At 67.0% G+C, this 12,069-nt stretch carries 10 protein-coding genes; 4 read left to right on the forward strand and 6 right to left on the reverse strand.

Annotated features, from left to right (window positions below):
• Nucleotides 1-35 precede the first annotated feature (35 nt).
• Genes ACRCSW_RS07280 through ACRCSW_RS07295 form a run of 4 tightly spaced genes read right to left on the reverse strand, consistent with a single transcriptional unit; the run spans nt 36 to nt 4,289 of the window.
• Entirely contained in the window at nt 36-848 is an 813-nt protein-coding gene (locus ACRCSW_RS07280; protein WP_438703824.1) for an enoyl-CoA hydratase family protein, read from the reverse strand.
• Entirely contained in the window at nt 845-1,273 is a 429-nt protein-coding gene (locus ACRCSW_RS07285; RefSeq protein WP_438703826.1) for a MarR family winged helix-turn-helix transcriptional regulator, read from the reverse strand. Before ACRCSW_RS07285 ends, ACRCSW_RS07280 begins: the two co-directional genes overlap by 4 nt.
• Nucleotides 1,270-2,007 carry an SDR family NAD(P)-dependent oxidoreductase gene (locus ACRCSW_RS07290; protein WP_438703827.1) on the reverse strand — a complete coding sequence of 246 codons (738 nt, stop codon included), beginning with the start codon at nt 2,005-2,007 and terminating at the stop codon, nt 1,270-1,272. The genes ACRCSW_RS07285 and ACRCSW_RS07290 overlap by 4 nt, the downstream gene beginning before the upstream one ends.
• Nucleotides 2,004-4,289 (reverse strand): bifunctional salicylyl-CoA 5-hydroxylase/oxidoreductase, encoded by a 2,286-nt coding sequence (locus ACRCSW_RS07295; protein WP_438703839.1) that lies wholly within the window; start codon nt 4,287-4,289, stop codon nt 2,004-2,006. The genes ACRCSW_RS07290 and ACRCSW_RS07295 overlap by 4 nt, the downstream gene beginning before the upstream one ends.
• A 109-nt stretch (nt 4,290-4,398) precedes the next feature.
• On the opposite strand from ACRCSW_RS07295, the gene ACRCSW_RS07300 reads away from it, so the two are divergent.
• From ACRCSW_RS07300 to ACRCSW_RS07315, 4 genes are all read left to right on the forward strand, one after another.
• The gene (locus tag ACRCSW_RS07300) at nt 4,399-5,157 is read left to right on the forward strand and encodes an enoyl-CoA hydratase-related protein (protein ID WP_438703829.1); all 759 of its coding nucleotides are present in this window, start codon (nt 4,399-4,401) and stop codon (nt 5,155-5,157) included.
• Nucleotides 5,154-6,281, forward strand: a complete 1,128-nt coding sequence (locus ACRCSW_RS07305) for a 3-hydroxyacyl-CoA dehydrogenase NAD-binding domain-containing protein (RefSeq protein ID WP_438703831.1) — start codon at nt 5,154-5,156, stop codon at nt 6,279-6,281. The genes ACRCSW_RS07300 and ACRCSW_RS07305 overlap by 4 nt, the downstream gene beginning before the upstream one ends.
• Complete coding sequence (locus ACRCSW_RS07310; protein WP_438703833.1) at nt 6,278-7,453, forward strand: acetyl-CoA C-acyltransferase; 1,176 nt, start codon at nt 6,278-6,280, stop codon at nt 7,451-7,453. Before ACRCSW_RS07305 ends, ACRCSW_RS07310 begins: the two co-directional genes overlap by 4 nt.
• Nucleotides 7,454-7,516: 63 nt before the next feature.
• The gene (locus tag ACRCSW_RS07315) at nt 7,517-8,623 is read left to right on the forward strand and encodes a hypothetical protein (RefSeq protein ID WP_438703834.1); all 1,107 of its coding nucleotides are present in this window, start codon (nt 7,517-7,519) and stop codon (nt 8,621-8,623) included.
• A gap of 22 nt (nt 8,624-8,645) precedes the next feature.
• Here the strand turns inward: ACRCSW_RS07315 and galE are convergent, their stop codons facing one another.
• The gene (gene galE / locus ACRCSW_RS07320) at nt 8,646-9,632 is read right to left on the reverse strand and encodes a UDP-glucose 4-epimerase GalE (RefSeq protein WP_438703836.1); all 987 of its coding nucleotides are present in this window, start codon (nt 9,630-9,632) and stop codon (nt 8,646-8,648) included.
• A 16-nt stretch (nt 9,633-9,648) separates the two neighbouring features.
• A partial coding sequence (locus ACRCSW_RS07325; protein WP_438703837.1) for a calcium-binding protein occupies nt 9,649-12,069 on the reverse strand: 2,421 nt, incomplete at its 5' end.

The raw sequence follows: 12,069 nt of genomic DNA on the forward strand, positions 1-12,069 counted from the left end.
TCCCGGGGGTCCGGGGGCTGGCCCCCGGTCCGCCATCAGTCGCCTCGAAACACCGGTTTTTCCTTCGCGACAAAAGCCCGATACGCCCGCTCGAAGTCCTTCGTCTGCATGCAGATCGCCTGGGCTTGCGCCTCGGCCTCGATCGCCTGTTCCAGCCCCATGTTCCATTCCTGATTGAGCTGGGTCTTGGTCATCCCGTGCGCAAACGTCGGCCCAGAAGCCAACCGCCGCGCCAAAGCCATCGCTTCCGCCTCCAGCGCCTCGGCTGGATGAAGCGCGTTCCAGAACCCCCAGGCCAGGCCCTCTTCCGCCCCCATCACCCGACCGGTGTACATAAGCTCTGCCGCCCGGCCCTGGCCGATGATCCGGGGCAGCATCGCGCACGCCCCCATGTCACAGCCCGCAAGACCGACGCGGGTGAAGAGAAACGCACATTGCGCGGCAGGGGTCGCCAGCCGCAGGTCGGACGCCATTGCGATGATCGCACCAGCCCCCACGGCCACCCCATCAACTGCCGAGATCACCGGCTTGCCGCAGCTGATCATCGCCTTCACCAGATCCCCGGTCATCCGCGTGAAAGCCAGAAGCTCCTTCATCGGCAGCCCGATCAGCGGGCCGATGATGTCATGCACGTCACCGCCCGAGCAGAAATTGCCGCCGTTCGAGGCAAAGACCACCACATCCACGTCGCTTGCATAGGCCAGCGCCCGGAACGTGTCGCGCAACTCGGCATAGCTCTCGAAAGTGAGCGGGTTCTTGCGCTCCGGACGGTTCAGCCGGATCACGGCCACCCCGTCCTCCACCGCCCAAAGGAAATGCCTGGGCTTCAACCCCGCCAGCTTGCTCATTGACCCATCCTCTTCAAGATCGTGGTCATGTGCTCCAGGTCCTCCTCCGACAGCCGGGCAAAAAGCCGCGCGACCTCGGTTTCGTGGCCCTCGGCCATCACCTCGAACGCTTTCAGCCCCTCCGGGGTCAGCGCCACATGAACCGTCCGTCGGTCGACTTCGCTTGGCGTCCGCCGCACGAATCCGTCGCCTTCCAACCGGTCCACCACAGCCGTCGCATTGCCGTTCGAGACCAGAAGCATCCGCGAAAGGTCGCTCATCGTGACACCGTCGCGGCGGCGGTAAAGTGCGGCCATCACGTCGAACCGCGGCAGCGTCGTGTCGTGCTGCAGCCGCAGGAACTCGCGCAGATGGTTCTCCGACGCCCTGGTCACGCCCAGAAGCCGCACCCACATCTTCAGCCGCCGCTTCGATCCTTCGCTCACACTTCGCCCCCCGAAATCGTCAGGCAAGCGCCGTTCACCCCACGCGCCGCGCCAGACGCAAGGTAAAGCGCCGCCGCCGTGACTTCGGACGGCTGGTACAGCCGCCCCTGCGGGCTGAGGGCTTCCAGCACCACGCGCGCTTCCGCCAGGCTGCGGCCCGTCTTTTCGGCGATGACCTGAACGGAGTGATCGGTCATCGGTGTATCCAGATACCCCGGACAGATCGCATTGACCGTAATCCCCTTGCGCGCCACCTCCAGCGCCAGCGAGCGGACCAGCCCCACGACCCCATGCTTCGCCGCCGCATAGGGCACGATCTTCGCATAGCCCTTGAGCCCCGCCGTCGAGGCTACGGCGATCAGCCTTCCATCCCCCCGGAACTGGCCAAGTGCCGCCCGGAAGGTCAGGAACACACCCGTCAGGTTGACCGCGATCATCGCATTCCACTGGGCAAGCGTGGTTCTTGCCATCACCGTACTGTCGGCCGCTCCCGCATTGGCGATGACGACGTCGCACGGGCCCGCCTCCTGAAACATCCGCTGCACCGATGCCTCATCGGTGACATCGGCCTGCACCCACCGTGCGCCAAGGGGTTCTGCAACCTCGCGCAGGGCACCGATACGACGGCCCGAGATCACCACCTCCGCCCCCGCTTTGACAAAGCCGCGCGCAAGGTCGGCCCCCGCACCGGACCCGCCCCCCGTCACCAGAACGCGCTTGCCGCTCAGGCTCATACCCGGATCACCTCCTGTGCCCGCGCCTGCAGCCGCAGCGCCTGGTCCCGCCCTGCAAGATAGGGGTCCGGCCAGAAGGCCCGGTCGTCCCCGGCATTCACCGCAGCATGCAGCGTCCAGTACGGATCGGCCAGATGCGGGCGGGCCAGCGCCACAAGATCGGCCCGACCCGCAAGCAGGATCGAGTTCACCTGATCCGCCTCGGTGATGTTGCCCACCGCAATGGTCGCCAGCCCCGCCTCGTTGCGGATGCGGTCCGAGAACGGGGTCTGGAACATCCGGCCATAGATCGGTTTCGCTTCAGTCGAGGTCTGCCCCGCGCTCACATCGATGATGTCCGCACCAGCAGCCGCAAACAACTTTGCAATCGCCACCGCATCGTCGGGGGTTACCCCCGTCTCGCCCACCCAGTCGTTTGCCGAAATCCGGACCGACATCGGCTTTTCCGTCGGCCAGGCCGCGCGCATGGCGCGGAAAACCTCCAATGGCCAGCGCATCCGGTTCTCAAGGCTCCCACCGTACTCATCAGTCCTGATGTTCGATAATGGGCTGATGAAAGCCGAAATCAGATAACCATGCGCTGCATGAAGTTCGATCATGTCAAATCCGGCCCGCTCGACCATCCTGGTCGAGGCCACAAACTGGTCCCGCACCATATCCATGTCCGCCCGGGTCATCTCCTTCGGCACCGCGTTCTTCCTGCTCCACGGGATCGCGCTAGCGCTCATGACCGGCCAGTTGCCCGCGGGCAAAGGAGCATCCCCCTCGTCCCACCCCACCTGCGTGCTGCCCTTCCGCCCCGAATGCCCGATCTGGCAGCAGAGCTTTGCCTTCGTCTCGGCATGGACGAAGTCCACCAGCCGCTTCCAGGCCGCCTCATGCTCCGGCGCATAAAGCCCCGTGCAGCCCGGCGTGATCCGGCCTTCTGCCGAAACGCAAGTCATCTCGACATAGACCAGCCCCGCCCCGCCCTTGGCCCGCTCGGCGTAGTGGACGAAATGCCAGTCGGTCGGACAGCCATCCACCGCCCTGTACTGCGCCATGGGCGAGACGACGATCCGGTTCTCCAGCCGCATCCCCCGCAATTGGAACGGCGCGAACATCGGCAGACGCCCGGCCTCACCTCCGGCCTGGGCCTGGAACCAGTCCTCGGCCTTGCGCAGCCACTCAGGATCGCGAAGCCGCAGATTCTCATGAGAAATCCGCTGACTCCGGGTCAGAAGCGAATAGGCGAACTGCATCGGCGCCATGTCCAGATAGCGCTCAACCCGCTCGAACCACTCCAGACTGTTCCGCGCCGCCGATTGCAGGCGCAGCACCTCGACCCGGCGCTCGTCCTGATAGCGCTGGAAGGCCCCCTCCATAGTCGGCTCGGAATGCAGGTAGTCGGCCAGCGCAATGGCACTGTCGAAAGCCAGCCGCGAGCCCGAACCGATGGAATAATGCCCCGTCGCCGCCGCATCGCCCATCAGGACGACGTTGCCGTTGTACCAGCGCTCGCACAGCACCCGCGGGAACTGCATCCACACCGCCGAGCCGCGCAAATGGCTGGCGTTCGACATGAGGGCATGGCCGCCAAGGTGCTTGGCAAATATCCTCTCGCAGGTGGCGACGATCTCTTCCTTCGACATGTCGGCAAAGCCCGCCCGGTCCCAGGTGTCGGGCATGCAATCGACGATGAAAGTCGCGGTCTCGGCGTCGAACTGGTAGACGTGGGCCCAGAACCAGCCCCATTCCGTCTCCTCGAAGATGAAGGTGAAGGCGTCGTCGAATTTCTGGTGCGTGCCAAGCCAGATGAACTTCACCAGCCGCTGGTCGATGTCGGGCTTGAAGACCTCGGCATACTCCTTGCGGACCAGTGAGTTGATCCCGTCGGTCGCGACGACCAGATCGTAATCGCGCCGGTAGTCCTCGGCCGACTTGAACTCGGTCTGGAACTGCAGGTCCACCCCAAGCTCCCGCGCCCTTTCCTGAAGCAGAAGCAACAGCTTCATCCGCCCGATCCCGGCAAACCCGTGCCCGCCCGACACGATCCGCTCCCCCCGATGCACCACGGCGATATCGTCCCAGTAGGCAAAGTTCGACCGGATGCCTTCCGTCGATTCCGGGTCGTTCTTCTGCATCCGCCCCAGCGCGTCGTCCGACAGCACCACGCCCCAGCCGAACGTGTCATTGGCCCGGTTCCGCTCCATCACCGTCACCTGATGCGAGGGGTCGCGCAGCTTCATCGAGATCGCGAAGTACAGGCCCGCCGGACCGCCCCCAAGGCAAAGTACCTTCACCTGACCCTCCAAGAGTCCCTGATCGATCAAAGCCTGACATCCAGCGGAAACAATTTCAAGCTTGAAGTTTCCAGCTTGAAATTTTGCCGCAGCAATGCAGGATGACCTGATGGAGATGCTGATCGTCGAACCGTTCGGGGCCTGGACGAAGCTGACGCTGAACCGGCCCGAGGTGAAGAACGCGCTCAACACCGCGCTTCTGGCCCGACTGGCCGAGGCGCTGACCGGCCTTGCCCATGACCCGTCCTGCCGCGCAGCCCTCGTGACCGGGGCCGAAGGCAACTTTGCCGCTGGCGCCGACATTGCCGAGATGGAGCACAAATCGTCCGCCGAGGCCGCCACCGACCCGCGCAAGGCGCATTGGGCAGCGATCCGTGCCTTTCCCAAGCCTCTGGTTGCGGCCGCGGACGGTTTCGCCCTTGGCGGGGGGTTTGAACTTGCGCTGATGGCCGATTGCCTCGTCCTTGGGGCCACCGCCCGCGTCGGCCTGCCCGAAACCAACCTCGGCATCATCCCCGGCGCAGGCGGGGCACAGAGGCTGATATCGCTGGTCGGACCGGCGCGGGCCTCGCGGCTGGTCCTGACGGGCGAAATGCTCCCGGCCGCCACCGCATATGACTGGGGCATCGCGGGCTGGCTCTCCGAAGGCGAAGCCGAAACCATCGCTCGCCCGCTGACGGAAACGCTCGCCAATCGCGCGCCTCTCGCCCTTATGGCCGCAAAGGCCGCGCTCATCGCAGGGGCCGAGGCATCCCTCGCCTTCGCCCAGGAGCGTGCGGCTTTCGAGGCCCTCCACGACACCGCAGACAAGACCGAAGGCATCCGCGCCTTTCGCGAAAAGCGCAAACCCCGGTTCACCGGGCAATGAGCATTCGGCCCGTCATCGGCGTCGTGGGCCTTGGCACCATGGGCCTCGGCATCGCGCAAGTCTTTGCGCAAGCGGGCTTTCCTGTCATCGGCACCGACGCCCACGCCCCCGCCCGCGGCAGTGCCAGGACCCGCCTGACCGAGTCGCTGCAATCGCGCGTCACCGCCGGAAAGCTCGCCAAGGATGACCGCGACGCCACCCTGTCCCGTCTGACCATAGCCCAGGACCTCGCCGCCCTCGCCCCCGCCCAACTGATCATCGAGGCCATCGTCGAACAGCTGGACGCCAAGCGCGCGCTTTTCGCCGATCTCGAAGCCATCGTCGCACCCGATGCGATCCTTGCGACCAACACATCCTCCCTGCCGATCCACGCCGTCGCACGGGGCCTCACCCGTCCTGACCGCCTCCTGGCGCTTCACTTCTTCAACCCGCCCCAGGCGATGAAGCTCGTGGAACTCGCCCCCCACGCCACGACCGACGCCGAAGCCATCGCCCAAGCCAAAGCCTGGACCGAGGCCACCGGCAAGACCGTCATCCTCTGCCCCGACCGCCCCGGCTTCATCGTCAACCGCTGCGCCCGGCCCTACTACGGCGAGGCGCTGGCCCTGCTGACCGAAGGCCGAAGCGCCACCGACATCGACGCCGCCATGACCGCCGCAGGCTATCGGCTTGGCCCTTTCGCGCTGATCGACCTCATCGGTGCCGACATCAACCTTGCGGCCACCGAAGGCATGTGTGCGGCCATGGCGAACCACCCCCGTTACCACCCCTTCGATGGGCTGAAAGCGCAGGTCGCCAGCGGCAACCTCGGCCGCAAGACCGGCCACGGCTTCACTTTCCCGGCACCCTCGGCAAGCCCCCCGCCCGACGCCAAAGCCATCGCGCTTCGCATCGAAGCCACCCTCATCAACGAGGCCCACTTCCTTCTCGCCGAAGGCGGCGCCACGTCCGACGGTATCGACACCGCCATGCGCCTTGGCCTCAACTTCCCGCGCGGGCCGTTCGAGGCCTTGGCCCTGCACGGCAAACCCGCCATCCTTGCCGAACTCGCACGCCTCCGCGTCGTCGCCCCCGAGGTGCTGAAACCCCGCTATGACCCCGCCCCGTTGCTGGAGGCTTCATGACCGAAGTATTCCTCTGCGCCCACCGCCGCACCCCGATCGGTCGCTACGCGGGCGCACTTGCCAACGTCCGCCCTGACGACCTCGCCACCCGGGTCATCGACGGCCTTCTCGACCTCCACGACCTGCCGGTCGACGAGGTCATCTTCGGCTGCGCCAACCAGGCCGGTGAGGACAACCGCAACGTCGCCCGCATGGCCGTCCTCCTGTCGCGCCTCGGCGCCAAGGTTCCGGCCCTTACGGTAAACCGCCTCTGCGCCTCAGGCCTCGACGCCGTCATCGCCGCCGCCCGCACCATCCGCGACGGGGCCGCCGAGATAATCATCGCAGGCGGCGTCGAAAGCATGTCCCGCGCGCCATTCGTGATGCCCAAGGCCGAAACCCCCTTCGCCCGCGCGCCGGAAATCTTCGACACAACCATCGGCTGGCGCTTCATCCACCCGAAGATGGCGCAGCTCTGGGGCACAGACGCCATGCCCGAGACCGCCGAAAACCTTGCCGCCGATCACCACATCACCCGCGAGGCTCAGGACCGCTATGCCGCCCTCAGCCAATCCCGCTATGACCCCGCCTGGCACGCCGCCGACATCCTGCCCGTCACGATCCCCAGCCGGAAAGGCGACGCGGTCGTGAGCACCGACGAACACCCCCGCCCGACCAGCCTTGAAAAGCTCGCCGCCCTCCCCACCCCCTTCCGCTCACCCGGCACCGTCACCGCCGGAAACGCCTCGGGCGTGAACGACGGCGCGGCCGCGGTGATCCTCGCCAGCGAAGCCGCCGTCCGCCGTCGCGGCCTCACCCCTCTCGCACGCATCGGCAAGGCAGCCTCGGGTGGCGTCGAACCCCGCATCATGGGCATTGGCCCGGTCGAGGCCGCCAACCGCCTGCAGGCCCGCACCGGTCGCCACGCCACCGACCATGACGTCATCGAGCTGAACGAGGCCTTTGCCGCCCAGATCCTGGCCTGCACCCGTGCCTGGGGGCTGCCCGACGACGACCCGCGCCTCAACGCCAAGGGCGGCGCGATTGCCATGGGCCACCCCTTGGGCATGTCGGGCGCACGTATTACCGGCACCGCCGCCCGCCGCCTGGCCGAAACGGGCGGCAAGTCGGCCCTCGTTGCGCTTTGTGTCGGGGTCGGCCAGGGCGTTGCACTCGAACTCCTCCCGGCCTGACACGCCGCCTTGCGCCGCAGCACAGGCACCGGCTAGCTTCGACACAAGCGAAGGAGCAATGCCGTGACCCACAGGATTTCCGCGCGTGGCATCAGCCTTGACTTCGTGCCCCGTGGCGGCGTGCTGCAGAGCTTTGCCGTCACAGACGAAGGCGCCACGATCTCACTCCTCCACCGCGTGCCCTGGACCCCCGACGAGGTCCCCGCCGACGCACCGCCACACCAGCAATGGCTTGCAGGCGACTTTCTTGCCGCTCCGATGGGCCCCGGCGACCATGGCCTTCACGGGCTGACAGCCAACGGCGACTGGCAGGTCACACCATCCACCCCCGGCACCCTCCGCGCTGTTCTCGCGGGCGAGGTCCAAGGCGCGACTGTCGTCAAAGAGCTTTCCGTCCAAGACGACCACCCCTTCGTCTATCAACGCCATATCTTCATCGGCGGAACGGGGTCTTTGCCGGTCTCGAACCACGCAATGATCTCGGTCCCGAATGGCGCCAAACTGTCCTTCTCGCGCAAACGCTGGTGGGAGACCCTCGGGCAGCCTCTCGAAACAACACAGGGCCGCTCCCGCCTTGCCTACCCGAGGCGCGCCGAGGATGCGGCAGAGTTTCCGGCCGCGGACGGCAGCACGGTGAACCTCCACCGCTACCCCTGGGGCGAACAGCATGAGGATTTCGTGTCCGGAATCGAAGACCCCGCCTCCCGCCTTGGCTGGACTGCCGTAGTCCGGCCAGAGGAGGGCGATCTCTTCCTGTCCCTGCGCAACCCGCGCAGTTTGCCGATGACCATGCTCTGGCATTCCAATGGCGGCCGGGACTATGCCCCCTGGAACGGGCGCCACAAAGGCTGCCTTGGCCTCGAAGAGGGCGCCGTCCTGCCGGTCCTGGGACTGTCATCGCACGAGACGCCCGACCCGCTCTCAGCGGCCGGGCAGCCCGCGCTGATCACGCTTGATCCGATGGGCACCGTCGAGGTGCGCCACATCCTCGGTGCGATCCGCTGGCCGACCGGTCAGTCCGTGGCGGGCGTCATGCTGGACGGTGACCTGCTCACAGTGACCGGCGACTGGGGCGCCGAACGCAAGCTTCCCCTCCGCGGCGCCTGGCTTGGCCGCACCGAACCGACGGCTACAGTACAAAAGAAACCCGCGCTCGACTGGGACCTATGATCCAGACCCGCCAACCCAGTCGTCACTCCGAGAACCCCTGCCTTTGCGCCCAGGCCCAGGCATCGCCGATCATCTCGCGCAGGGTCGACCGCTTCGGCTCCCAGCCCAGCTCATGAATGGCATGCGTCGACGACGACACAAGCGACGCCGCATCCCCAGCCCGCCGGCCCCCGATCACGATCGGAACCTCACGATTGGTGACCGCCCGGCTTGCCTCGATTACCTCACGCACCGAAAACCCGCGCCCGGTCCCCAGGCAGAAGACGCCGTTCCCCTTGCCATCCAGAAGCCTTTGCAGCCCCAGGACATGAGCATCCGCAAGGTCGGACACATGCACATAGTCCCGCACGCAGGTGCCATCGCGCGTGGGATAGTCCGTCCCAAAGACCGTCAGCGCCGGACGTTTGCCCGCAACAGCATCCAGCATCAGCGGAATAAGGTGCGTCTCCGGAACATGCTGCTCGCCGATCTCTCCGTCCGGATCGGCGCCTGCCACGTTGAAATATCGAAAGATCACATGCGAAATTCCATGCGAAAGCCCGAAATCGCGTAGCATTTGTTCAATTGCAAGCTTCGAGCCGCCATAAGCGTTGATCGGTCGCTGCGGCGTATCCTCGACCAGAAGCACCCCGTCCTGATCCCCATAAGTCGCGCAGGTCGACGAGAAGACGAAGTTCTTCACTCCAGCGGCCGCACAAGCCTCGATCAGGTTCAGGGCACCCCCAGTGTTGACCCGCCAATACCGCGCGGGCTCCTTCATCGACTCGCCCACCAGCGACAGCGCCGCGAAATGCATCACCGCCGCCGGTCGATGCTCAGCCAGCGCCGCGTCGATGCTGGCCCGGTCCATCAGGTCGCCGCGGACAAACGGGCCCCACTTCACCGCCTCGACCCAGCCCGTCGAAAAGTTGTCGAAGACCACCGGCAGGAACCCGGCGCGCGCCAGCGCCTTGCAGGCATGCGCGCCGATATAGCCCGCGCCCCCCGTAACCAGCACCCGTGTCGTCATGGATCCCAGAACCCCGTCACATGAAAAGAATGTCGTCCGTCAGCAGGTTTGCGTCGAAAATCCCCTGGATGTCCAGCGTATTCCCGCCGCCGAAATCCAGGTGAACGCCGGTCTCCGTAACGGTCGCCGCCGCCACGATGCCGCTGACGGCGGGCGGGGTTCCGCCCCAAATGGCCCGATCCAGAACGATCTTGTCCTCGAGGTCCCGGAAGTCCGTGATCACGTCCGCACCGGTTGCAAAGACGAAGGTGTCGACACCCAGCCCACCCGTCAGCGTGTCATCACCAGCGCCGCCCTCAAGCCGGTCGTTGCCAGCACCACCGTCCAACCCATCGCTACCATCGCCTCCCAACATCGTGTCGTCGCCGCCGCCACCCAGAAGCGTGTCCGCGTCGATCCCCCCTTCAAGCCGATCGTTGCCCTCACCGCCCTCCAGCCCGTCCTGGCCATCGCTCCCGGTCAAGGTGTCATTGCCATTGCCGCCGAAAAGCGCATCTGCATCGGTCCCACCTTCCAGCAGGTCGTTGCCCTCGCCCCCATCGAGGCTGTCCTCACCCCCGTCCCCAACCAAAACATCGTTGCCGCCGCCACCCAGAAGCGTGTCCGCTTCGATCCCCCCTTCAAGCCGATCGTTGCCCTCACCGCCCTCCAGCCCGTCCTGGCCCTCACTCCCCGTCAAGGTGTCATCGCCGTTGCCGCCGAAGAGCGCGTCCGCGTCGATCCCGCCTTCCAGCCGGTCGTTGCCCTCGCCCCCGTCGAGGCTATCCTCGCCCCATTCCCCGAACAACACGTCGTTGCCGTTACCTCCAAAAGCACTGTCCGCGTCTGCGCCGCCTTCAAGCCAGTCGTCACCCTCGCCGCCGTCCAGCCGGTCCTGACCCCCGTCCCCAGTCAACGTGTCATTGCCATTGCCGCCGAAAAGCGTGTCTCCATCGGCTCCGCCCCCAACTCTGTCATTGCCGTTTCTGCCCTCGATCAGGTCCGCGCCCTCGCCGCCCAGGACCGTGTCGTTGCCGTCCCCGCCAAACGCGGTGTCGTCGCCCACACCGCCTTCGACGCGGTCGTCGCCCGCCCCGCCCTGCACCAGGTCCGCGCCCTCGCCGCCGAAGAGCGTGTCGTTCCCCTCCCACCCCTGCAGCGTGTCCGACCCCGCCCGGCCCTCCAGCCAGTCCTGGCCCATGCCCGCGGTGATCAGGTTCACCCCCCCGTCGCCCAGAAGCGTGTCGTTCCCGACCCCGCCCTGCAGCCCCTCGATCCCGTCGAGCTGATCGCCCAGCGCCTCGCCCGTCGACTGCCCCGGCGCCGTCAGATCGACCCGCACCGAGCCCGCCTCGGCGTAGGAGGCCACGTCCAGGCCCGCGCCGCCGATCAGGACGTCGGCCCCCGCGCCCCCCATCAGCGTGTCGTCACCCTCACCGCCCGTCAGGCTGTCGACACCGCCCCGGCCGCGGATGAGATCGCTGCCCCCGCCCCCCAGGATCAGGTTCGCCCCCTCGTCCCCGCCAAGCGTGTCGGCAAAGCCCGAGCCCTCAAGGTCCTCGACCCCGACATAGACATCGCCCCGCCCGTCGCCCGTGTTCGACACCGCCGACGCCAGATCCGCCCAGACCCCGGACCCCGCATCCCCGTAGCTTGCCAGGTCCCGCCCGAGGCCGCCTTCCAGCCGGTCAGACCCCGCCCCGCCCATAAGCGTGTCATCCCCGCCCCCGCCGTAAAGCGCGTCAGTCCCAAGACCGCCGGACAGCCAGTCCGACCCTTCCGCGCCATGGAGCCAGTTCGCCAGCCCATCCCCCGTCATCCGGTCGGCAAAGGCGGTGGCCGTGATCTCCTCGATCTCCGAAAGCACGTCCCCCACCGCCGCACCCGCGTTCAGTCCCGCCTGACCAAGGTCGAGGACCAGCGCCTCGGTCGATCCGGCGTAGCTGACGCTGTCGTTGCCTCCGCCCCCGATGATCAGGTCCGCGCCTGGGCTGGCAAGGATCAGGTCGTTGCCCTCACCGCCCGACACGGTGTCGTTGCCCGCCCCGCTCTCCAGCCGGTCATTGCCGTTTCTGCCCTCGATCAGGTCCGCGCCCTCGCCGCCCAGGACCGTGTCGTTGCCGTCCCCGCCAAACGCGGTGTCGTCGCCCAGACCGCCTTCCACGCGGTCGTCGCCCGCCCCGCCCTGAACCAGATCGGCGCCCTCGCCGCCGAAGAGCGTGTCGTTCCCCTCCCACCCCTGCAGCGTGTCCGACCCCGCACGGCCCTCCAGCCAGTCCTGGCCCATGCCTGCGGTGATCAGGTTCACCCCCCCGTCGCCCAGAAGCGTGTCGTTCCCCACCCCGCCCTGCAGCCCCTCGATCCCGTCGAGCTGATCGCCCAGCGCCTCGCCCGTCGACTGCCCCGGCGCCGTCAGATCGACCCGCACCGAGCCCGCCTCGGCGTAGGAGGCCACGTC

It is taken from the genome of Tabrizicola sp., assembly GCF_051645465.1.
Taxonomy (GTDB): domain Bacteria; phylum Pseudomonadota; class Alphaproteobacteria; order Rhodobacterales; family Rhodobacteraceae; genus Tabrizicola.

Excerpts from the sequence above, each read along its gene's own strand:
- ACRCSW_RS07280 (WP_438703824.1), bottom strand. The coding sequence starts at position 848 with ATGAGCAAGCTGGCGGGGTTGAAGCCCAGGCATTTCCTTTGGGCGGTG.
- ACRCSW_RS07290 (WP_438703827.1), bottom strand. The coding sequence starts at position 2,007 with ATGAGCCTGAGCGGCAAGCGCGTTCTGGTGACGGGGGGCGGGTCCGGT.
- galE (WP_438703836.1), bottom strand. The coding sequence starts at position 9,632 with ATGACGACACGGGTGCTGGTTACGGGGGGCGCGGGCTATATCGGCGCG.
- ACRCSW_RS07310 (WP_438703833.1), top strand. The coding sequence starts at position 6,278 with ATGACCGAAGTATTCCTCTGCGCCCACCGCCGCACCCCGATCGGTCGC.
- ACRCSW_RS07305 (WP_438703831.1), top strand. The coding sequence starts at position 5,154 with ATGAGCATTCGGCCCGTCATCGGCGTCGTGGGCCTTGGCACCATGGGC.
- ACRCSW_RS07300 (WP_438703829.1), top strand. The coding sequence starts at position 4,399 with ATGGAGATGCTGATCGTCGAACCGTTCGGGGCCTGGACGAAGCTGACG.